Genomic DNA, 21,974 nt, shown 5'->3' on the forward strand with positions numbered 1-21,974 from the left:
TTATTTTACAGCACCAATTTGCCCAAGAGTGTAGCAGAGGTGCATTTTTCTATCAATACATTTACGTAGTCGCCAGGTTTAATGTTTCCGTTTGCAGGAAAAACCACCATAGCACCGCTATCGCCTCTTCCGCGAAGATCTTTATCAGATTTTTTCGAAGTTCCTTCAATCAACACATTTATTGTTTTGCCAACCCAAGTCTGCAATTTGGTTAATGAGTGCGCTTGCTGTTTCGCTAAAATTTCTGCAAGCCTCCGTTTTTTTACTTCTTCAGGTATGTCGTCGGTAAGCTTTCTTGCCGCCAAAGTACCCGGACGCTCAGAATAAGTAAAGTTGTAAGCAAAATCATACTCTACATAGTCCATTATACTTAGCGTGTCTTGGTGGTCTTCTTCGGTTTCTGTACAGAAGCCAGCAATAATATCTGTAGAAATGGCGCAGCCTGGAATAATTTTTCTAATTGCTTCTATGCGATTGATGTACCATTCTCTAGTATACGTTCTGTTCATCAGCTCTAAAATCCGGCTGTTGCCAGATTGAACAGGTAAATGGATGTAATTGCAAATGTTATTGTACTTAGCGATGGTATGCAACACTTCATCGGTAATATCTTTTGGGTGCGAAGTAGAAAATCTAACCCTTAACAACGGATTTATCTGGGCTGTTTGTTCCAAAAGACGTGCAAAATTTACTTGTTCGCTTTCGTCTTCCGATTTCCATAAATAGGAATCTACATTTTGTCCCAACAGGGTAACTTCTCTATAACCTTCATTAAACAACTGCGCTGCTTCTGCAACAATAGAATGTGCACTTCTGCTGCGCTCTCTTCCTCGTGTAAAGGGTACAACGCAAAAAGAGCACATGTTGTTGCAACCGCGGGTAATGGAGATAAAAGCCGTTATACCATTGCTATTTAATCGTACAGGGCTTATATCTGCATAGGTTTCGTCTCTAGATAAAAGTACATTTACAGCTTTTTGCCCAGTTTCTACTTGTTCTATCAAGTTAGGTAAATCGCGGTAGGCATCTGGCCCAACCACAACATCTACCAATCTTTCTTCTTCTAAAAATTTAGATTTTAACCGTTCTGCCATACAGCCCAACACGCCCACAATTAATTTTGGGTTTTTGCGCTTTACTGCACTAAATTGCGATAACCTGTTTCTAACCCTCGTTTCTGCATTTTCGCGGATCGAGCAGGTATTTATAAAAATTACGTCCGCTTGATGGTAATCGTCAGTAGTGTCAAATCCCGTGTCAGAAAGAATAGAAGCAACTATTTCGCTATCTGCAAAATTCATGGCGCAACCATAACTTTCTATATATAATTTTCGCGCATCGGGTTTTTTGGGTAATTCTAGCAGCACAGCTTCGCCTTGTCTAGCCTCATCGTGCACCTTGTCTGCTATTTGTAAATCAATCATAAACTAAAAAAGATAGGTTGGCAAAAATACATTATTTATATTAAAAATGACAGTTTGACAGGTTTTGTTATCTTCATTTTACAAAAGCTTGGTTTCTTTAAACAATTAGTCTAGTGCATCCATAAAAAGTTTGTACATTGACTTAATGTATGTTGCGGGTAAAACCTTTAGCTTATTGAGCGTGTTACTCCCTTTATTGATACAACTATGGAGGTAAGGAAAAGAAAAAAATTCTGGTTATGGACAGGCAGCATTTTGGGAGTGATTATTTTAGTCATTTTAGTTGCAGCCCTAATTTTGAGCGCCAAATGGAAACCGCTGCTCACCGAAAAAATAAAGGACGGAGTTTACAAAGGTTCTCATCATTTATATATCATAAATTTCGATAAAATAAACTTAAATCTTATCACCGGAAGTCTTGCTTTGCATAACGTAACCTTAATGCCAGACACAGCGGTTTACGATAGTTTGAAAGTGGCCAAACTAGCACCGGCAAATGTTTTCGAAATAAAATTGGAAAAACTTCAACTCACCAGAATAAGTATTTTAAAGGCTTATTTTGATAGGAAACTAGATTTAAGCGAGATTGCGTTAAAAAATCCGTCGATAAAAATGACGCATAATAAAGTACCAAAAAAGCCAGATTCTGTTAAGAATGACAGTACGCTTTATCAGAAGATAGCTAAAACGTTAAAGTCAATCCATGTAGGGAAGATAGCTATAAAAGATGCGGATTTTGATTATACCAATAAAGCTGAACCAAATAATTCAAGCACTTCATTAAAACATGTCGACATTAATGTAGATGATTTTCTGTTAGATTCTTTATCTGGCCAAGATTCTACCCGGTTTTTTTACACCAAAGACATAGGTTTTCAGCTGCTAGATTATAAGTCGGTTAGCAAAGATAAGATGTACACCATGAAGGTAGACTCTATCTTTGGGTCTACAAAATCAAAGGAAATTACGATTAGTAATTTTAAAATGATACCGATGTTTAAGGAGTTGGCGTTTGCGCGGAAATATAAAGTGCAGAAAGATAGGTATGATTTGACTTTTGGTAGAATACAACTGAAAGGTGTTGATTTTCTTGGCTTAAGCTCAGATCAGAAAATCATGGTCAAGAAAGTTTCTTTAAATCATTCTAAAGTTTACGTGTTTATGAGCCGAGAATCTCCTCCTCCGCCAGGACTCGATAAAGCAAAAAATTTCCCTCATATTGCGCTCAAAAAGCTTAAAACCCCCATAAAGATAGATACCATCAAAATTAAGGATTTGGATGTAACATACTCCGAATATAATCCTGCAAGTAAGAAAATCGGATCTGTATCATTTAAAAATAGCTACGGTAGCATTTTAAATGTAACCAATGATAGCTTGATGCTGGAAAAAAATAACCATGCCGTGGCAGATCTAAACACCTCTTTAATGGGAACAAGTAAGCTAAACCTTAAAATTAATTTTAACTTAACAGCAAACGATGGTGCTTTTAGTTACAGCGGTAGCATGGGTAAATTTAACATGCAGGGCTTAAATTCCTTATCGGTAGCGCTTGGATTGGTAAAGATAGAAAGTGGAGAAGTGGATAAAATATATTTCGATGCAAAGGGAAACACCGAATCGGCATCTGGCTCTCTAAACATGCGTTACCACAATTTAAAAGTCGAGCTTCTATCTGATAATATCGATGGCAAAGGCACGGAGAAAAAGGGTTTCTTATCATTTTTGGCCAACAATCTTTTGGTAATTGATAAAAATCCTAAAGATGGTGAGGCAGCTAGAACGGCAACCATGTCTAACGCTAGAATTCCTTCTGCCTCATTTTTTAATTTAATGTGGAAGACTGTTTTTGTTGGAATAAAAGACATTGTTGGTGTAGCTATAGTGCCAGAAAAAAACCCGGTTAAACAACAAAAGGTAATTGCCGAAAAAATAAAGGAACAAAAACAAAAAGATAAAGCTGGCAAAAATAAAAATTGATGATTGAAACAATCAATCAATTTAAATTCGTTTTTTTACCTAAAGCATTTTTTTTCTGCATCTAACTAGGACTTGACCCAGCTATTTTTTCTTTATAATGCCCCAAACAAAAAAAAATAAGTTTAAAACGTTAATTTGGATTGCTTGTAGCATTTTGGCAATTTTACTGCTGTTGGCGGCGGCTGGTTGGTATGTAAATATTAAATCTAAGCCCTTTTTAACTCAACAGATAAAAGAAAACGTTTATAAATCTACAGATAGTTTATACACCATAAGCTTTACCAACCTAACAACAAATATTTTAACTGGCAATGCTACGCTAGAAAATGTACAGATTAGGGCCGATAGCAACAGATATAGGCAACTGGTAGCATTAAAGCGTGCGCCCAATAACCTATATAATTTGAGGTTAAAAAAAATGGTGGTTAGACATTTTCACCCAATAACTTTTTACAGGTTTAAAAAACTCCGCATAGATGAAATAGTTTTTGATAAACCACAGGTGGTAATGATCAACAAACAGTTTTCATTTAATGATGATAGACCTCCTAGGCCACTTAAATCTCCTTACACACTAATTAAAAATACGTTAGCCGAATTTTCAATCGGAAACTTAAAATTTAGCAATGCTAGTTTTAAATATATTGATGAAAATGCAGTAAAGCCGGAAACCTTCGATGTAGACCAGATAAATATTTTGTTGGTGGATTTTTTAATAGATTCTACGTCTGCCGAAGACCCAACTAGGTTCTATTTGTTAAAAGATGTTAAGGTTAATATACACGACTACAGTTATTTAACGGCTGATAAAATGTACAAAATAAAACTTAAAGAGTTGAATTTTGGAGCGGCCACAGGTAAGCTTAAAATAGATAGGTTTTCGCTTGAGCCGCTATATAGCGAAATGGAGTTTGGCAAAGTAGCAGGCTACGCAAAAGACCGTTATGACATTGAGTTTAGTAATGTTTTGTTAGATAAAATAGATTTGCCACTGTTTATAAAAAAGCGAACAATATGGGCCAAAACAATGGCGATACAAAACGGGCATGTAGAGGTTTTTAACAACAATAGTTTGGCTCACAACAATAATAACAAGCGCGTTGGCAAGTTTCCCCAACAGTTATTGCAAAAGCTAGAAGTTCCAGTACTTATCCAACAAATAAATTTAAAAGACATAGATATTGGCTATGCAGAGTATGATAGAAACAGCAATCAAAAGGGAGTAATATCCTTTAAAAGTACCAGTGGCACATTTAAAAATGTAACCAACTTAGCAACAATTAAGGCCATTAACCCATCAATGCAAGTTGCGCTTACCACTTATTTAATGGGTCAGGGAAAATTGTTTGTTCATTTTAATTTCGATTTAAACTCTGATAAAGGTGCTTTTACCTATGGCGGTGCGCTGAAAGATGTAAATGCAAGGGTGTTGAACCAGATTACAAAACCATTAGGATTGGTGCGCATAAATAGAGGTAATGTAGATGAATTAAGCTTTAAGTTTAAAGCAGATGACGCTGGTGCAGATGGCATTGTAAATTTTAAATATTACGACCTTTCACTTGCGTTGATGGAAAATGATCCTGCGAAAGACCACCTCGTTAAACGGGGGCTTATTTCTTTCCTTGCCAACGCCTTACTTATAAACTCCGAAAATCCATCGGCAGACGGAAAATTTACGTCAGCACCTGTGCATTACGTACGGCAAGAAGGTAGTTCGTTCTTCAACATGCTCTGGCGCAGTCTTTTTGTTGGAGTAAAACATAGCATTGGCATTACCGAAGAAAAAGAAAAGGAAGTAAAGATACACATTGCCAAATTCAAAGAAATGAGGGCAAGCCATGAAGCTCGCAAAGAAAGGCGAATCGAACGTAGAAGACAAAGAGAGAATCGCTAAGAAATAAGGTTTAACCGTTGCGTTTCTAGCTTTAAGCTTTGTGCTTTAGTCTCTAGGCTTTAAGCTTTGTGCTTTAAGCCCTTTATCAATCTATTTTATGAAGAAGTGCATAACTCCGTAAATAATTCCCGCCAACAAAGCAGAGATGGGAATGGTCAGTACCCATGCCCAAATAAGGCTTACGGTAACTCCCCATCTTACGGCAGAAACACTTTTGACCAAACCTACACCAACAATAGAGCCTGTAATGGTGTGCGTGGTAGATACTGGTATTCCAAAATGTTCTGTAATGGCAAGCGTTACCGCTCCAGCGCTTTCTGCGGCAACTCCTTCTAACGCATTTACTTTGGTTATTTTGGTGCCCATCGTCTTAACAATTTTCCAGCCCCCGCTCATCGTTCCCAAACTTATTGCAGAGTAGCAAGCTATTGGAACCCAATTTGGCATAGCGGCAAAATCTGGAATTACCTTTTGTGCAATTAGTGCTGTAGCGATAATGCCCATTACTTTTTGTGCGTCGTTACCGCCGTGGAAAAAACTTAATGCCGCAGAAGACAACAACTGCAAGCGTTTAAACCAACGTTCTGCCACCGCAGGTCTTGCGTTTTTACAGATATTTATAATAAGAAGCGTAATGGCTACAGATATGACTAACCCGATAACTGGCGCCAATACGATAAATGAGACAATTTTTATAATAGGTATCAGATTTACAGCTGCAATTGGGCTGGATCCTAAAAAGAAAGCATTTGTCATCCCAGCACCTGCAAAACCACCTATTAAAGTGTGAGACGAACTAGAAGGTATTCCGTGCCACCACGTAAACAGGTTCCATACAATTGCTGCAATTAGACCAGCCAAAATTACATGCAGCGTTATATAATGTTCTATAACAGTTTTGGCGATGGTATTTGCCACTTTGTGATCTGTAAAGACAAAATAAGCCGCAAAGTTGAAGATGGCTGCCCAAAGAACCGCCTGAAAAGGGGTAAGCACTTTAGTAGAAACCACCGTTGCTATGGAATTTGCTGCATCATGAAACCCGTTGATATAATCAAAAACAATGGCCAATATAACAACGACAATAAGTAAGGTCGAATACATTTTTGTGGGTTACGCGTTTTTTACAAGTATGGTTTCTAATACATTTGCCACATCCTCGCACTTATCAGATGCTTTTTCTATGGTTTGTAGCACTTCCTTTTGTTTAATTAGCTCTATTGCATTGGTCTCAAATTCAAATAATTTTGCTACCGCCATGGTAAAAACATAATCTGCTTGGTTCTCACCGCTATTAATACGTATGCAGGCATCGGCAATTACCCTTATGTTTTTAAAGCTGCGCAATTCTTTTATCGCCTTATCTATATCGGTACACATCTCTACCAATAATTCTGCAATTTTAACAACAGGTTCATCAACGTTGGCAATATTGTACATTTGGATCCGGTTTGCAGTGCCGTAAATGTAATCCGCAACATCGTCTACCGCAGAAGCTAGCTGATGAATATCCTCTCTATCGAAAGGGGTAATAAAGTTTTTGCTTAACTCTAAGAAGATAGAGTGTGTAATGTCATCGCCAACATGTTCTAAGCGCTCTATTTCTTTAAACAGCGTCTTTCTAGCTTCAAGATCCCCAGTGCTAACCATTTCTAGCAAAACCTCTGCAATATGTAGCGCATTGCTACCTGCTTTTTCAAAAAGAGGATGAAATTTTTTATCCTGCGGTGTAAAGAATTTGAAGATGTTGTTCATTTTGCTTAAATAAATATCTCGCAAAAATACTCAATCAATGTTAATTTAATGTTAAGTTATCTGCTATCGTATAAAAAAGCATCTGCCATCATTTTTATTTCTACCCTACTTTATAAATAATAAATTAAAATATGTTTTAGAGCGCGCATATTTGAGGTTTACGATAGGTAATGAACTAAACACGTGGGGTTTATGGACTAAAACTATAGTTTACATACAGATGTATTGCCATTGTGCAATTTTATTAAATGACTGAAATAAAGTTTTTTTCTTCTAAAAATTTGCTTTTGGAGTTTTTTTTGGTTTTTATTGTGAAATAATTGTAGTGTCAAAAAAACTGCGTACTAAAAATTTCAGTTGATGCAACAATTTGAAGTGGTTAACGTAACAATTTATTAGTTAATCGATGAATTAATTTATAATGTTAAATCTATTTATAAATTTGTTTATTGCAACATTAATTGTCAAGTTGCGTTGACTTGAGTATCCTAATTAAAAAAGTAGAAATTAAAAACAAGAACTAAAACTAAAATTTAAAAACAATGGCAAACGCACCAACACCAACAACTGTAAAGAAAAAAGAAAGCTCGTCAACAGCATCAAATTATCTTGCGGTACTTTTAATTCCAATTTGTATCATTATCGGGTTTTGCATCTGGAGATTTGTTTTCGGAGAATCATCTAACTTTATCGACGGTGATAATAGTAAACTTCCTCTACCTGGAAACTACCTAGGAACAGCTTTTAAAGGCGGGCCAATTGTAGCAGTATTAGTAGGATTATTGTTAACTACCATCGTGTTTTCTATTGAGCGATTAATTGTGATCGGCAAAGCAAGTGGCAAAACCAGTTTAGACGTTTTTATGCGTAAAATACAAGGTTTGTTAAGCTCGCACAACATAGATGCAGCAGCGGCCGAGTGCGATAAGCAAGAAGGTTCTGTAGCTAATGTTATTAAATCTGGTTTGAAAAAATACAAAGAGGTTGAAGCAGATTCAACCATGGATGTAGAACAATCTATCGTAGCCATCCAAAAAGAAGTAGAAGAAGCAACGGCATTAGAAATGCCTATGCTAGAACAAAACCTTACCATCATCGCAACTTTGGTATCTATCGGTACTTTGATTGGTTTGTTAGGTACGGTAACAGGTATGATTCGTGCATTTGCCGGTTTGGCAAACTCTGGTGCTCCAGATCAATCTGCACTTGCAGTTGGTATTTCTGAGGCATTGATTAATACAATGACGGGTATTTCTGTATCTACCGTAGCAATTATCATGTACAACATCCTTACTTCTAAAATAGATAAGTTAACCTACGCTATTGATGAAGCTGGTTTTAGCATTGTGCAAACCTACGCTTCGTCGCATAAAAATTAGTTTTTAAAAATAATTTTACCGACTTTATGGAAAGTCGGAGAAAAAATCATCATTATTAAAAATCAATTAAATTATGCCTAGAATTAAAGTTAAAAGAACAAGTACAGTAACTGACATGACCGCCATGTGCGATGTTGCAGCGCTGTTGCTTACCTTCTTTATCTTAACTGCTACGGCGAGACAACCAGAACCGTTGGCAGTACAAACACCTTCATCTACGTATGAATTTAAAGTGCCCGCCGAAAACAACGCCATTTTAACCATTGGACAAGGGGAGGTTTTCTTTGAAGTTGCAGGAAATAAGATAAGAGAAAGTACGCTAGAAAAGATGGGGAAGATATATAACATGACTTTTACCGCAGATGAAAAGCAGCGTTTTTCTGTAATATCAACTTTTGGCGTTCCGATGTCTAACATGAAGCAATTTATTGCCTTGAATGGGGGAGATAGGCTAAAAAAGGGGGTGCAAACGGGAATTCCGTTAGATTCTACAGATAATCAGTTAAAGAACTGGCTATTAAGTGCGCGCCAAGCCACAAAAGACATCAATGGCCAAGAAATGAGGGTTAGTATTAAAGGCGACAGCCAAGAAGGCTACCCGATAATTAAAAAAGTTATTGATATTTTGCAAGATCAGAACGTTAACAAGTTTTTGTTGGTTACAAACGCGGAGGCTAAAAAGAAATAAGAAATGGCAGAATTAAACACAGGCGGAAAAAAATCCGCACCAAGGGTTGATATGACCCCAATGGTAGATTTGATGTTTTTACTGGTTACGTTCTTTATCTTAACCACTTCTATCTCTACCCCGCAGGCAATGGATATAGCAAAACCAGATAAGAACGACAAACACCCGGAGATTAGGCAGGATTTAAAGGCATCTAAAACCATGACCATTCTCTTAGGTAAAAAAGATAAGGTGGCTTGGTATATGGGTACCATAGGTAGTGTTCCTCATTTCGAGAGCCTGTCTCAAATTGATAAGGCAATCATAGACAATAGGAAAACCGCAGATGCATCCGGAGTTCCAGGAGATTTTGTTGTATTGGTTAAGCCAACTTCTGGCGCTACCTTTAAAAATTTTGTAGACATTATGGATGAGTTGGAGATACTAAAAGTTAAAGTAAGGTCAATTGACGACGTCAATATCATGGCTCCGGAGAAAGAATCGATGAAAAGCCAGGGGATATTATAAACCATTAAACCAATAATCATGTCAAAATTAGATATTTATAGGAAAGAATGGCTCGAAGTTGTTTTTGCTGATAAGAACAAAGTGTATGGGGCTTACCAATTGCGTAAAAACGGCCCTGCCAATACTACTAGAGCGCTAATTATAGGCTCTGTAGTATTTATACTTTTATTTTTCTCGCCAAAAATTTACAGCTTGATCAAGGGAGGTCCGGATCATCAAGACGAGCAGTTGAAGGCGCAAGAGGTAATTATAATGCCTCCCAAGCCATTGGATCCGAAAACACCACCGCCGCCACCAGTAGAACCACCGCCACCAAAGGTAGATCAGGTAAAAATGCCCCCTCCAATTGTTAAGCCAGATATAGAGGTGCATGAAGAACCGCCTACGGTAGAAAAATTAAAGGTTGCAGATCCTGGTCAACGAGACATAAAGGGAGATCCTACCGCAGACATTGTAATTAATGAGCCTGTTGGTAATGGTCCAAAAAGAGAAGCTGCGGTTGCGGTAGATGATAACAAGGTCTATGACTTTGTTAGTATAGAAAAGCAACCCGAGTTTCCAGGTGGAATAGAGAAGTTTTACAAATACCTTGGTAATGCGATTCGTTATCCAGCAATGGCGCAAGAAAACAATGTACAAGGAAAAGTTTTCTTAACGTTTGTTGTAGAGAAAAATGGCTCACTTACCGATATTCAAGTGGTAAGAGGACCGGGTAGCGGAACAAACGAAGAAGCTATTAGAGTGTTAAAAGCGAGCCCAAGGTGGAACCCCGGTATTCAAAATGGTGTTCCAGTAAGGGTTAAATTTAACATTGCAGTTAATTTCAACCTTCAATAGTATATGTTGAGTTTTGAGAGTTTTAAGCAAAAATCGCCTATACAGCGATTTTTGCTTATTTTAAGCCTGCTCATGTTCATTTTTTTCGTGGTGATAGGCTTTATGTTTATCTTTTGGAAAGGATTGAATTTAGGGACCATCCAGGCCTATCGGGTGCCGATTGGCATTTTCTTTATTTTATATGGCTTTTTGAGAATGTGGAGTCTAAATAGAAAAAGTAATACATGAAAATGAAGCCTGTTTTTTATGTGTGTTGTTTGGTTTTTCTCTTCGCCTGCAAAGGTAAAAGGAAAGATAGCGCAGCAGGACAAGAAACCCGTACAAGCGGGAGCATGAAGATATTGGTAGACGAGAGTGTAGCGCCAATTGTTCAGCAACAGATTGATATCTTTTCGCTCGATTATCCAAATGCCCACATTATTCCAGTTGTTAGGCCAGAAGAAAAGCTGTTACCGGCATTTTTAAACGATACCATTAGGGTGATTGTACTGCCACGTCTTTTAACAAAAGAAGAAGAGAAGTACTATCAACAGCGTAATATTAGGATCAATTCCTCGCGCTTTGCGGTAGATGGAATTGCGCTAATTACCAATAAAGACAATACAGATAGCACCATAACCGTTAAAGAACTTGTAGACGCTTTGCAAGGAAAGGCTTCTAATAAGAAATTCGTTTTCGACAATGTATATTCTAGTACTTTTCAGTACTTAAAGACCTTAGCTAAGGTAAGTCAGTTGCCTGCCTCTGGTGTATTTGCCAAAGAGAATAGCGACCAAGTGATTCATCTCGTTTCCAAGAATAAGGATTATATCGGCATTTTGGGGGTAAATTGGCTCTCAGATAGAAACTTGAAAATGAAAGATGCTTTATCGACGGTTAAACTGATGGGTGTAAAGAATTTTCCCGGGAAAGTTGGCGATGATCAATTTTATAAGCCAACACAAAACAATTTAATCAGCGGTAACTATCCGCTGCTAAGGAACGTAAATATAATAGATTGCGAAGGAACTGATGGTTTAGGCACAGGTTTTGCTGTATGGCTTCGTAGCCAAAGAGGACAATTAGTTGTTCTAAAGTCAAACTTGGCGCCACATAAAATGATGCCTAGGGTTTTAAATTATGAAAAATAGCACAGAACTACATTTAACAAAAATGTTTTTTTTGAAGTGCAGAAAAAAGTAAGGTTAAAAAAATTAGTAGATTTGGAATCACTAAAACAGAATTTATCAATAGTAACCACAATAGATTAAAAATAAATAACAACTATGAAAATTACAAAGAAGGCTATAGCATTTAACCTGGGGTTAATGGTAATGTGTTCTGCTGTTTTTGCTCAAGATTTAAAGGATGCAAAAAAAGCAATTGACGCAGAACAATACCAGAAGGCATTTGGGATTTTAAAATCACTTGTAAGTTCCAAGCCTTCAGAAGGCGAAAATTATTACAGTTTAGGTATTTTATACCTAAAAACAGGCGCAGCCGATTCGGCAAGGGCTGTATTTAACAAAGGTGTTGCCCAAGATCCAAAGAACAACCTAAATTATATTGGGTTGGGAGAAGCAGATATGTTGGCTGGAAATCCCACATCTGCAAAAACCAATTTCGATAAGGCTATAGATATAGATTCTAGGCATTATGAAACTTACCTAGAAATAGGTAAAGCTTATTTGGCGCAAGATAAACCATCGGATGTGCCGTCGAAGCCAGATTATACCGCTGCTTTGGCCAATATTACAAAGGCTGATGAGATTGATAAAAAAGATGAAAGTGCCGATGTATTTTTGGCCAAAGGTGATGCTTATGCTTTACAGAAAAATAACTCTGAAGCGTTGGGGCCATATTTTAGGGTAAACGATATAGACGCGACAAACATGAGGTCGAAGACTCAAGTCGGACGGATGTATAAAGAATCTCGTGCGTTCCCTGAGTCTGAGAAACAGTTACAAGACGTAATAGCAGCTGATGCAAATTACGGTCCGGCTTATCGCGAGCTTGCTGAGATGTATTTGCAATGGAGCAACTTCGGTGCAGATTCTACAAAATCTGCAAAAGCAATAGAGAATTACAAAAAATACATGAGCTTAACTGATGAATCTGTTCAATCTAAACTTAGGTTTATGCAATTTTTAGCTTATGCAAAAGATTATAAGGAATTACAGAAAGTAGCTTCAAATATAACTGTGCCTGCAAACGATCCAAAAGCCTTAATTGTTACACGCTTAAAAGGTTGGTCTGCGTATGAGAATGGAGATTATCCAAACGCACTTACATACATGCAAGATTTTTTCGCCAAAGAAAAAGATACCACAAAGCTTTTGCCGAACGATTACTTGTATCTTGGTCAAGCGCAAATAAAAGGCGGTAAAGACACTACTGCAGCTATGGCAAATTTAGCTAAGGCGATAGAGAAAGATTCTACTAATTCAGGCGCAATAGGGGATGTTGCAACTGCCCTTTTAAAGGCTAAGAAGTTCAAGGATGCTTTTAATGCCTATAAACTAGCCGTGAAATACAATCCGAATGCAATAGGTTCGCCGTATAATTACTATTATATGGGGCAGGCTGCATTTTATCAATCTTATTATGATAAGAGAGATAAGAAGCCATTTGATGAAAAGATGTTGGTAGAGGCAGATTCTGCATTGACGCATCTGACAAAGGTCGATACTACTTTCGCTTTAGGGGTCTTTACCCAAGCAAGAGTAAACGATTATATTGATCAGGCTAGACAAGCTACAGATCTTAAAGGTTTGGCAATTCCTTACTACGAAAAATACATTTCGATGATTAAGCCAGAAGATCAAGAGAAAAGTAAAAATAACTTACTGGAGTCGTACAATTACATCGGAGCCTATTTTGCAGAAAAAGATAAGCCTAAGGCGATTGAGAATTTAGAGAAGAGCGCGGCGTTAGATCCACAAGGATCTTATGCACCACTTAAGCTCAAAGAGCTTAAGGCAGCACCTGCCAAGAAAAAAAAGTAGCCGCTAAATAATATTGATAAAAAAGGTAGGATTTTTAATCCTGCCTTTTTTTATTAGTTTTGCAGTATAATATATATCAAATGCAGACCGCACAAAGTACGCCAATAGATTTTCTTCCCATTCTTTTCCAAGTTATAGTGGCAATGGGTTTTGTAGTGGTAACGCTGTTTGCCACACACTTTTTAGGGCCAAGAAGGAAAACCAGCGATAAGTTGGAAACCTTTGAAGCAGGTGTAAAAGTGGTGGGTAATGCACGTCAGCCCTTTTCTATAAAGTATTTTGTAGTCGCCATTCTTTTTGTGCTTTTCGATATTGAGGTTATTTTTATGTACCCTTGGGCTGTAAACTTTAGGGCATTAAAAATGGATGGAATGATAGAGATGTTCATTTTTATGGGGACACTTTTGCTTGGCTTTATATACGTTATAAAAAAGAAAGCGCTAGATTGGAACTAGGTAAAAAAGGCGCATAAAATAAAATGTAATGCTCAAACACCAGCAATTATTTAGATTGCTTCTAAATGAGACTAGCTTTCTGTATTAGTTTTTAAATAATGTAAATTTGTGCTTTAACTGTAACCAGTTGAGCATTTTTTATTTATAACCATGAGTGAAATTAATTTGGTAGACGCTCCTCCGGGAATAGAAGGCTCTGGCTTTTTTGCCACTTCTATGGACAAAGTAATTGGCCTGGCTCGTTCTAATTCATTGTGGCCGCTTCCTTTTGCTACTTCTTGCTGTGGGATAGAATTTATGGCAACCATGGGTTCACATTATGATTTGGGTAGGTTTGGCGCAGAGCGATTAAGTTTTTCTCCACGTCAGGCAGATGTACTTATGGTAATGGGAACCATCGCAAAAAAAATGGGGCCAGTGTTAAAGCAAGTGTATATTCAAATGGCCGAACCTAGATGGGTAATGGCAGTTGGTGCTTGTGCAAGCAGCGGTGGTATTTTCGATTCTTATTCTGTACTGCAAGGTATAGATGAAGTAATTCCGGTAGATGTTTATGTACCCGGTTGCCCACCAAGACCAGAGGCCATTTTAGATGGTTTTCAACGCATACAAGATTTGGTAAAAAACGAATCGGGTAGACGCAGAAACTCTGAGTACTATAAAAATCTTTTAGGCCAATACGGAATTAAATAATGGAGGAAACAACGTTAAATCAAAATTTGGTAGAAAAGCTGCAGTCGGCATTTGGCGATCGAATAGTTGCAATTTCAGAGCCTTATGGACTATTAACTTTTTCTACCTCAAAAGATGCAATCATAGAGGTGCTTAAGTTTATAAAAGATGAGCTTCAGTTTGGTTTTTTAACCGACATAACAGCGGTTCATTATCCCGGAAAAAAGGAAGGCATAGCAGTTGTATATCACCTACACAATATGGTACAGCGGATAAGGATCCGGGTAAAGGTTTTTTTAAGCGAAAATCATCCCGCCATTCCTACCGCTACAGTTTTGTGGCAGGCTGCCAACTGGATGGAACGCGAAACTTATGATTTTTTCGGGGTGAAATTTGAAGGCCATCCAGATTTGCGAAGAATTTTAAATATGGATGATTTGGGCGTATATCCAATGCTTAAGCAATATCCGTTAGAAGATCCAAACAGAGTTGATAAAAAAGACGAGTTTTTTGGTAGATAAAACTCCATTTATCCCTAACGGGATGGTGATAGATTATAGAATTAAATAATTAACAAAATTGAAAGGATTCTCCTTTTGGGAGATTTAGAGGCTATGGACCATAACCATCCCGTATATACCGATAACGATCCACAGAGCGAGCTGGTAACGCTCAACCTTGGGCCAACGCATCCAGCAACCCATGGTGTTTTCCAAAATGTACTGCAAATGGATGGCGAACGCATTGTTAGTGCCGTTTCTACCATTGGATACATTCATCGCGCCTTTGAGAAAATAGCAGAACATCGGCCGTTTTATCAAATTACCCCGCTTACAGATAGAATGAACTATTGTTCGTCGCCCATAAATAACATGGGTTGGCACATGACAGTAGAAAAGCTCTTGGATATAAAAATGCCTAAACGTGTAGATTACCTTCGGGTAATTATTATGGAGCTTTCCAGAATTTCAGATCACATTATCTGCAATACCATTATTGGGCAAGATACTGGTGCCACAACAACATTTTTGTATCTTTTCCAATTTCGCGAGCATATTTACGAAATCTATGAAGAGATTTGCGGCGCAAGGCTTACCACTAATATCGGAAGAATAGGTGGGTTAGAAAGAGATTTTAACGAAATTGCTTTTGCTAAGATTGATAAGTTTTTAAAGGAGTTTCCCGTTGCACTTAAAGAATTCGAGAATCTGTTAAACAGAAATAGAATTTTTATCGATAGAACTGCAGATGTTGCAGCAGTTAGCCAAGAAAACGCATTAAGCTACGGTTGGACCGGGCCATTGCTTAGGGCAACTGGTGTAGATTATGATGTTCGCATAACTGACCCTTACTCCTCTTATCAAGATTTTGATTTCGAAGTACCGGTTGGCACAAAAGGCGATATTTACGATCGCTATTTGGTTAGAAACGAAGAGATGTGGCAGAGCATGCGCATTATAGAACAAGCGTTAGAAAAGATTAAGGGAGAGCCAAAAGGTATTTTTCATGCCGAAGTACCCGATTTTTATTTGCCACCTAAGCAAGAAGTGTATAACAATATGGAAGCGCTTATCTATCATTTTAAAATTGTAATGGGAGAACTTGATGCGCCGAAGGCAGAAATTTACCATGCGGTAGAAGGTGGAAATGGTGAGGTTGGTTTTTATTTGATTAATGATGGTGGCCGTACACCGTATAGGCTTCATTTCCGCCGACCTAGTTTTGTAAACTATCAAATGTTTGCCAAAATGAGCGAGGGAATGTTGCTTTCTGACGCGATTATAAACATGAGTAGTATGAATGTTATTGCAGGAGAATTAGATGCTTAAAGTAGAAGAACAACCACCTGTAGAATTTTCATCAGCTTTGCTTAAAAAGTTTGATGAAGTAAAAGGACGCTATCCGGCAGGCAAAGAAAAATCAGCATTGTTGCCTCTATTACATTTGGTGCAGGCAGAGTATCTTTGGATAAGTACGCAGGCGATGGATAAAGTGGCAGAATATTTAGAGATTTTGCCAATCGAAGTGTATGAAGTTGCTACTTTTTACAGCATGTACTTTTTGGAACCAAAAGGCAAGTATGCTATGGAGGTTTGTAGAACCGGACCGTGTTGTTTGGTTGGCGCAGAAAAAATATTAACTCACTTAGAGGAAAAGCTTGGTGTTAAAGAAGGAGAAGTTACAGCAGACGGGCTTTTTAGCTTTAGAGGCGTAGAATGTTTGGCTGCTTGCGGGTATGGGCCAGTGTTACAAATTAGTCCAGATTACACGTTTTACGAAAACCTTACACCAGAAAGTGTAGATAAATTGATTGAAGAATTAAAAAAACAAGATTTGAGAAACTAGATATGAGATTTGAGAACTGGCAATACGTCTAAAATCTCACATCTCACATCTCACATCTAAGAGAAATGGGTCGCAAATTACTACTAGAACATATAAACGTAGCAGGCATTAATACTTTTGATGTCTATCGCCAAAAAGGTGGTTATCGCGCTGTGGAGAAAGCTTTAAAAACCATGTCTCCAGAAGATATTGTAGACGAGGTTAAAAAATCTGGTCTTCGTGGCAGGGGCGGTGCTGGTTTTCCTACTGGGATGAAATGGAGCTTTTTGGCCAAGCCAGAAGGTGTTCCCCGCTATTTGGTTTGCAATGCGGATGAATCTGAACCTGGCACTTTTAAAGACCGATATTTGATGACCTATATCCCTCATGCACTTATAGAAGGGATGATTATTGGCAGTTTTGCGCTTGGAGCAAAAACCTCTTACATTTATGTGCGTGGTGAAATGATGCCACAGATTCGTATTTTAGAAAAGGCAATTGCAGAAGCAAAGGCAGCTGGTTTTTTAGGAAAAAATATTTTAGGCACTGGTTACGATTTAGAAGTGTATGTGCACCCTGGTGGTGGAGCTTATATTTGTGGCGAAGAAACTGCTTTGTTAGAATCGTTAGAAGGCAGAAGAGGCAATCCGCGGATAAAACCACCTTTCCCTGCAATTGCTGGTTTATATGGTTGCCCTACTGTGGTAAACAATGTAGAGTCGATTGCTGCTGTCGTTCCAATTATTAACGATGGCGCCGAGGAATATGCTAAAATAGGGATTGGCCGGAGTACTGGCACCAAATTGATTTCTGCGGGCGGAAATGTTGCCAAGCCCGGTGTTTATGAGATAGAATTAGGCTTGCCTGTAGAAGAATTTATTTATTCTGAGGAATATTGTGGCGGAATAGCAAATGGTAAAAAGTTAAAAGCTACCGTAGCTGGCGGCTCTTCTGTACCTATTTTGCCCGCTAACTTAACCCTTAAGCTTGCCAACGGCGAACCACGGTTAATGAGCTATGAATCGCTTTCCGAAGGTGGTTTTGCAACAGGTACCATGCTTGGCTCTGGTGGTTTTATCGCTTTTGACGAAGATCAATCTATTGTGCGCAACACTTGGAATTTTGCTCGGTTTTATAGCCACGAAAGTTGTGGACAATGCTCGCCTTGTAGAGAAGGAACCGGTTGGATGGAAAAAGTATTGCATAGAATAGTGCATGGTAATGGAAACATGAGCGATATAGACCTATTGGTAAATGTTGCTAAAAATATAGAAGGAAATACCATTTGCCCGTTGGGCGATGCTGCGGCCTGGCCCGTTGCAAGTGCAATACGTCATTTTAGAGACGAATTTGAATGGTATGTAAATGAGCCAATTAAAAGCCAAAGCCAAAGTTATGGTTTGGCAAATTATACGGTGCCGATTGAAAAATCAGTGGCAGTAGAAGGAGAAAAAATTCAAAATTAAAAAGTAAAAATGTCTGAAGGCAAGGCTTATGATATTAAAATTAGATGAGGAGTGAATAATTTTTTTTCTAATAAAAAAAGAAATGGAGTATTGCTTAACAAAGAAAGGTGTAGCGCGAGGGTTGTTTTTTACTGCCCATGATCCTTTTTACGATATTTCGAATAGAGGGTCATATTGTATATCAACAAATATAATTAAGATTGTAATTTCAGCAATTCAAAATAATTACAACATAAAACAGGCATCCATTAAAGGAGGAGCCATGTTTGACTATTATTTTTTGAACACAGCAACGCCTTTTTTAGAAAATAAGGTGTTAGAATATGATAAAATTAACAATAGGCTATCGGTTATCGTACAACCGTTGGGAAAACCAAGTTTAATATTCGATGGAAAGAGTCTGTTTTCATATAAAGGCTCTGGGCGAAACAACTTGGAAATGACTTTAGCTGCTCTGTCCGGAATAAAAAAATCGGACGGAAGTTATGTGTACGATCCTTTACCTAATGGAGTATATAAAGTCAATAGACATATAGAAGAAATGATGTTAATGGAATGATAAGAGATGGTTACGGCTTTTCTATGGATATTATCCCTAAGTTTGTAAGTATTAATAATGTGAAAATGAACAGGACAGAGTTGCGAATACATCCCGACGGGAATAATCCCGGAAGCGCTGGATGTATTGCATTAGCAGCAAATAAAGACCAACTTAATGACTTTTATCTTAAAATGACTGTTTATATAAAAAGCTTTAAAGAGGTTGAACTAACTGTTAGTGACTGTAACAACCCTAATGTGTTATTTAATAGAAATTCAAAGAAGAAAAAAATTAATGAATAGACATTGGTTGATTATCGGTTTTATTTTTTTCGGAACAATTTTTAAAGTAGAAGCTCAAGAAATTTTTAATTCGGATGTACATGAAACTGGCTTGTTTAACTTTGATTATAAGGTAAATAATGTAGCACTTTACGATGATAAAAGTTTGACAGATACCTTTGGAAAGGAAGTCTGGGAAAAACATGAATTTGAAGGCAACAAATTATTCCCAAGAATTGAAATCTTAAATAAAAATGGGAACCAATTACTAAGGCTTTATTTTCATTATGGAGGGAGTAAAAATGAAGTTGCCGGAATGGAAATTTTACAAAAACCTATTGGATATAAGTTTAACAAAAAAATAATTAGGTCAAATGAAAATATATTTAAGAGTGCATTAGGTATATCGATAGGAGCTTCCAAGAAATGTGTTCTTGAAAAGATCGGAAAAAAGTATAACATTAGTAGAGATAAAAAATTAGTAGAAACAATTACTTATTATACCAACAACGAGAAGGCCAAAGTATTTAGAAAATTTAATGGAATAGGTTATAAAATAATTTGTAAGTTCTGCTTTTGGGTTTGAATACCCCTAGCTGGTACAAATAGGATAATTGCTAGCTTGGTAGAAACACTGAGCAAGACGATATAAAAAGATAAAGATTATCATTAATCATGAGTGATAAAGTAAAAGTTACTATAGACGGAATAACGGTAGAGGTAGATAACGGAACCACTATATTAAATGCTGCAAGGCAAATTGGTGGGGAAATTGTGCCGCCTGCCATGTGTTACTATTCTAAGTTAGAAGGTAGCGGAGGTAAATGCCGTACCTGCATTGTTAAAGTAAGCAAAGGTTCTGAAAAAGATCCTAGGCCAATGCCAAAATTAGTGGCATCATGCCGTACCACGGTAATGGATGGAATGGAAGTGCTAAACATCACTTCGCCCGAGGTGCTAGAAGCACGCGCTGGAGTGGTAGAGTTTTTGTTGATCAATCACCCCTTAGATTGCCCGATCTGCGATCAAGCAGGTGAATGTGATTTGCAGAATTTGAGTTACGAACATGGCTTGCAGAAAACACGCTATGAGTTTATACGCAGAACCTTCGACCGGATAGATGTTGGCGATAAAGTACAGTTGCACATGAACAGGTGTATTCTTTGTTACCGCTGTGTATACGTGGCAGACCAACTTACAGATAAACGAGTTCATGGAATATTAAATAGAGGCGATCATTCTGAAATATCTACCTACATATCTAATATAATCGATAATGATTTTTCTGGAAATGTAATTGACGTTTGCCCTGTTGGAGCGTTGACAGATAAAACTTTTAGGTTTAAAAATAGGGTGTGGTTTACAAAACCTGTGCAGGCGCATAGAGATTGTTCGCATACAAACTGTAAAGGAGAAGTAACACTTTGGTATCGTGGTGAAGATGTGCTAAGAGTTACAGCGCGGAAAGATGAGTTTGGCGAAGTAGAATCTTTTATTTGCAACGAATGTAGGTTCGATAAGAAAAGTACTACAGATTGGGTAATCGAAAAACCAACTCATATAGACGATACTTCTGTAATTTCTTCAAACCATTACGAAACTTTAATACCTTTGCCGGTAATTAAACCCAACCCGGCTTTGCAGGCTGCAAACGAGATCGAGTTACATAAAAAAGTAAAATACTAATGGAGAGCGGTTTCATTTTAGAGAAATTTATATTGGTGGTCGTAATTTTCGGCATCACCTTGCTCATCGCAATGTATTCTACTTATGCAGAGCGTAAGGTTGCTGCTTTTTTGCAGGATAGGTTAGGGCCAGATCGAGCAGGGCCTTTCGGTATGTTACAGCCTTTGGCCGATGGTTTAAAAATGTTTATGAAGGAGGAAATCATCCCAACTTCTGCAAACAAATGGCTTTTTATGGTTGGTCCAGGCTTGGCAATGCTTACAGCATGTATTGCAAGCGCGGTAATTCCTTGGGGAAGCCCAATGATTGTAAATGGAAGAACCATTCCACTGCAGGTTAGCGATATTAACGTTGGAGTTTTGTATATTTTTGGAGTGGTATCTTTGGGCGTTTATGGCGTAATGATTGGTGGTTGGGCATCTAACAACAAGTATTCGTTGTTGAGTGCTATACGTGCAGCATCGCAAAACATCAGCTACGAAATTGCCATGGGCTTATCTATCATCGCTTTATTGTTGATGACAAATACCCTTAGCTTAAAAGAAATTGTAGATCAACAACATGGCTGGCGTTGGAATGTGCTTTATCAGCCGGTAGGCTTTTTAATTTTTATGATTTGCGCGTTTGCAGAAACAAATAGAGCGCCATTCGATTTGCCAGAATGTGAAACCGAACTTATTGGGGGCTACCATACCGAGTATTCATCTATGAAACTGGGTTTTTATCTGTTTTCTGAATACATCAACATGTTCGTTTCATCGGCTGTGATGGCAACTTTGTATTGGGGTGGTTATAACTATCCGGGTATGGATTGGGTTGCTGCACACGTAGGAACAATTGCTGCCCCGCTTATTGGAACTGCAGTTTTATTCGTAAAAATATTTATTTTTATCTTTATATTTATGTGGGTTAGGTGGACTATTCCGCGTTTCCGGTATGATCAATTGATGAATTTGGGTTGGCGGGTATTAATACCTTTGGCCATAGCAAATATTGTTGTTACAGGCATTGTAATAGCAATAATAGAGAAGTTTTAAATGCTCATCCCGATTGGGGATGGAGATTACATATTATTTAAATGCCCGTTTTGGGGTTGG

22 protein-coding genes are annotated in these 21,974 nt (G+C 37.8%); 19 read left to right on the forward strand and 3 right to left on the reverse strand.

Features of this window, described 5'->3' with window-relative positions; genetic code table 11:
- Positions 1 to 5 precede the first annotated feature (5 nt).
- Positions 6 to 1,424, reverse strand: a complete 1,419-nt coding sequence (miaB, locus tag ABIB40_RS02555; protein WP_354355658.1) for a tRNA (N6-isopentenyl adenosine(37)-C2)-methylthiotransferase MiaB — start codon at positions 1,422 to 1,424, stop codon at positions 6 to 8.
- A 207-nt stretch (positions 1,425 to 1,631) separates the two neighbouring features.
- Between miaB and ABIB40_RS02560 the strand changes: the two genes are divergently transcribed.
- Together ABIB40_RS02560 and ABIB40_RS02565 are read left to right on the forward strand one after the other, a co-directional pair.
- The gene (locus tag ABIB40_RS02560) at positions 1,632 to 3,404 is read left to right on the forward strand and encodes an AsmA family protein (RefSeq protein ID WP_354355660.1); all 1,773 of its coding nucleotides are present in this window, start codon (positions 1,632 to 1,634) and stop codon (positions 3,402 to 3,404) included.
- A 97-nt stretch (positions 3,405 to 3,501) separates the two neighbouring features.
- On the forward strand, positions 3,502 to 5,301 hold the full coding sequence (locus ABIB40_RS02565; RefSeq protein WP_354355662.1) for an AsmA family protein: 1,800 nt from the start codon (positions 3,502 to 3,504) through the stop codon (positions 5,299 to 5,301).
- A gap of 90 nt (positions 5,302 to 5,391) precedes the next feature.
- Here the strand turns inward: ABIB40_RS02565 and ABIB40_RS02570 are convergent, their stop codons facing one another.
- Together ABIB40_RS02570 and ABIB40_RS02575 are read right to left on the reverse strand one after the other, a co-directional pair.
- Positions 5,392 to 6,405 (reverse strand): inorganic phosphate transporter, encoded by a 1,014-nt coding sequence (locus ABIB40_RS02570; protein ID WP_354355664.1) that lies wholly within the window; start codon positions 6,403 to 6,405, stop codon positions 5,392 to 5,394.
- 9 nt (positions 6,406 to 6,414) lie between these two features.
- Positions 6,415 to 7,056, reverse strand: coding sequence for a DUF47 domain-containing protein (locus ABIB40_RS02575; protein ID WP_354355666.1), 642 nt, complete (start codon positions 7,054 to 7,056; stop codon positions 6,415 to 6,417).
- 542 nt (positions 7,057 to 7,598) lie between these two features.
- On the opposite strand from ABIB40_RS02575, the gene ABIB40_RS02580 reads away from it, so the two are divergent.
- The 17 genes from ABIB40_RS02580 to nuoH all read left to right on the forward strand — a co-directional run bounded on the left by ABIB40_RS02580 (position 7,599) and on the right by nuoH (position 21,914).
- On the forward strand, positions 7,599 to 8,435 hold the full coding sequence (locus tag ABIB40_RS02580) for a MotA/TolQ/ExbB proton channel family protein (RefSeq protein ID WP_354355668.1): 837 nt from the start codon (positions 7,599 to 7,601) through the stop codon (positions 8,433 to 8,435).
- 73 nt (positions 8,436 to 8,508) lie between these two features.
- A complete protein-coding gene (locus tag ABIB40_RS02585; protein WP_354355670.1) occupies positions 8,509 to 9,123 on the forward strand; it encodes a biopolymer transporter ExbD in 615 nt (204 codons plus the stop codon).
- Between the two features lie 3 nt (positions 9,124 to 9,126).
- The gene (locus ABIB40_RS02590) at positions 9,127 to 9,630 is read left to right on the forward strand and encodes an ExbD/TolR family protein (protein WP_354355672.1); all 504 of its coding nucleotides are present in this window, start codon (positions 9,127 to 9,129) and stop codon (positions 9,628 to 9,630) included.
- An 18-nt stretch (positions 9,631 to 9,648) separates the two neighbouring features.
- A complete protein-coding gene (locus tag ABIB40_RS02595; protein WP_354355674.1) occupies positions 9,649 to 10,467 on the forward strand; it encodes an energy transducer TonB in 819 nt (272 codons plus the stop codon).
- Positions 10,468 to 10,691: 224 nt separating this feature from the next.
- On the forward strand, positions 10,692 to 11,597 hold the full coding sequence (locus ABIB40_RS02600; RefSeq protein WP_354355676.1) for a PstS family phosphate ABC transporter substrate-binding protein: 906 nt from the start codon (positions 10,692 to 10,694) through the stop codon (positions 11,595 to 11,597).
- 135 nt (positions 11,598 to 11,732) lie between these two features.
- On the forward strand, positions 11,733 to 13,451 hold the full coding sequence (locus ABIB40_RS02605) for a tetratricopeptide repeat protein (protein WP_354355678.1): 1,719 nt from the start codon (positions 11,733 to 11,735) through the stop codon (positions 13,449 to 13,451).
- An 80-nt stretch (positions 13,452 to 13,531) separates the two neighbouring features.
- A complete protein-coding gene (locus ABIB40_RS02610; protein WP_354355680.1) occupies positions 13,532 to 13,906 on the forward strand; it encodes an NADH-quinone oxidoreductase subunit A in 375 nt (124 codons plus the stop codon).
- Between the two features lie 150 nt (positions 13,907 to 14,056).
- Positions 14,057 to 14,599: an NADH-quinone oxidoreductase subunit B gene (locus tag ABIB40_RS02615; protein ID WP_354355682.1), complete on the forward strand. Its 543-nt coding sequence runs from the start codon at positions 14,057 to 14,059 to the stop codon at positions 14,597 to 14,599.
- Positions 14,599 to 15,099 (forward strand): NADH-quinone oxidoreductase subunit C, encoded by a 501-nt coding sequence (locus tag ABIB40_RS02620; RefSeq protein ID WP_354355684.1) that lies wholly within the window; start codon positions 14,599 to 14,601, stop codon positions 15,097 to 15,099. Before ABIB40_RS02615 ends, ABIB40_RS02620 begins: the two co-directional genes overlap by 1 nt.
- 93 nt (positions 15,100 to 15,192) lie before the next feature.
- Positions 15,193 to 16,407 (forward strand): NADH-quinone oxidoreductase subunit D, encoded by a 1,215-nt coding sequence (locus tag ABIB40_RS02625; RefSeq protein ID WP_354356335.1) that lies wholly within the window; start codon positions 15,193 to 15,195, stop codon positions 16,405 to 16,407.
- Positions 16,400 to 16,924 (forward strand): NADH-quinone oxidoreductase subunit NuoE family protein, encoded by a 525-nt coding sequence (locus ABIB40_RS02630; RefSeq protein ID WP_354355686.1) that lies wholly within the window; start codon positions 16,400 to 16,402, stop codon positions 16,922 to 16,924. The genes ABIB40_RS02625 and ABIB40_RS02630 overlap by 8 nt, the downstream gene beginning before the upstream one ends.
- A gap of 65 nt (positions 16,925 to 16,989) precedes the next feature.
- Positions 16,990 to 18,369: an NADH-quinone oxidoreductase subunit NuoF gene (gene nuoF / locus ABIB40_RS02635; protein WP_354355688.1), complete on the forward strand. Its 1,380-nt coding sequence runs from the start codon at positions 16,990 to 16,992 to the stop codon at positions 18,367 to 18,369.
- Between the two features lie 82 nt (positions 18,370 to 18,451).
- Positions 18,452 to 18,928: a hypothetical protein gene (locus tag ABIB40_RS02640; RefSeq protein WP_354355690.1), complete on the forward strand. Its 477-nt coding sequence runs from the start codon at positions 18,452 to 18,454 to the stop codon at positions 18,926 to 18,928.
- Positions 18,925 to 19,212 (forward strand): hypothetical protein, encoded by a 288-nt coding sequence (locus tag ABIB40_RS02645; RefSeq protein ID WP_354355692.1) that lies wholly within the window; start codon positions 18,925 to 18,927, stop codon positions 19,210 to 19,212. Before ABIB40_RS02640 ends, ABIB40_RS02645 begins: the two co-directional genes overlap by 4 nt.
- Entirely contained in the window at positions 19,205 to 19,777 is a 573-nt protein-coding gene (locus ABIB40_RS02650) for a hypothetical protein (protein WP_354355694.1), read from the forward strand. Before ABIB40_RS02645 ends, ABIB40_RS02650 begins: the two co-directional genes overlap by 8 nt.
- A gap of 89 nt (positions 19,778 to 19,866) precedes the next feature.
- Positions 19,867 to 20,877, forward strand: a complete 1,011-nt coding sequence (locus tag ABIB40_RS02655) for an NADH-quinone oxidoreductase subunit G (protein ID WP_354355696.1) — start codon at positions 19,867 to 19,869, stop codon at positions 20,875 to 20,877.
- On the forward strand, positions 20,877 to 21,914 hold the full coding sequence (nuoH, locus tag ABIB40_RS02660) for an NADH-quinone oxidoreductase subunit NuoH (RefSeq protein WP_354355698.1): 1,038 nt from the start codon (positions 20,877 to 20,879) through the stop codon (positions 21,912 to 21,914). Before ABIB40_RS02655 ends, nuoH begins: the two co-directional genes overlap by 1 nt.
- Positions 21,915 to 21,974: the final 60 nt, after the last annotated feature.

This window comes from Pedobacter sp. UYP30 (assembly GCF_040547165.1).
GTDB lineage: Bacteria > Bacteroidota > Bacteroidia > Sphingobacteriales > Sphingobacteriaceae > Pedobacter.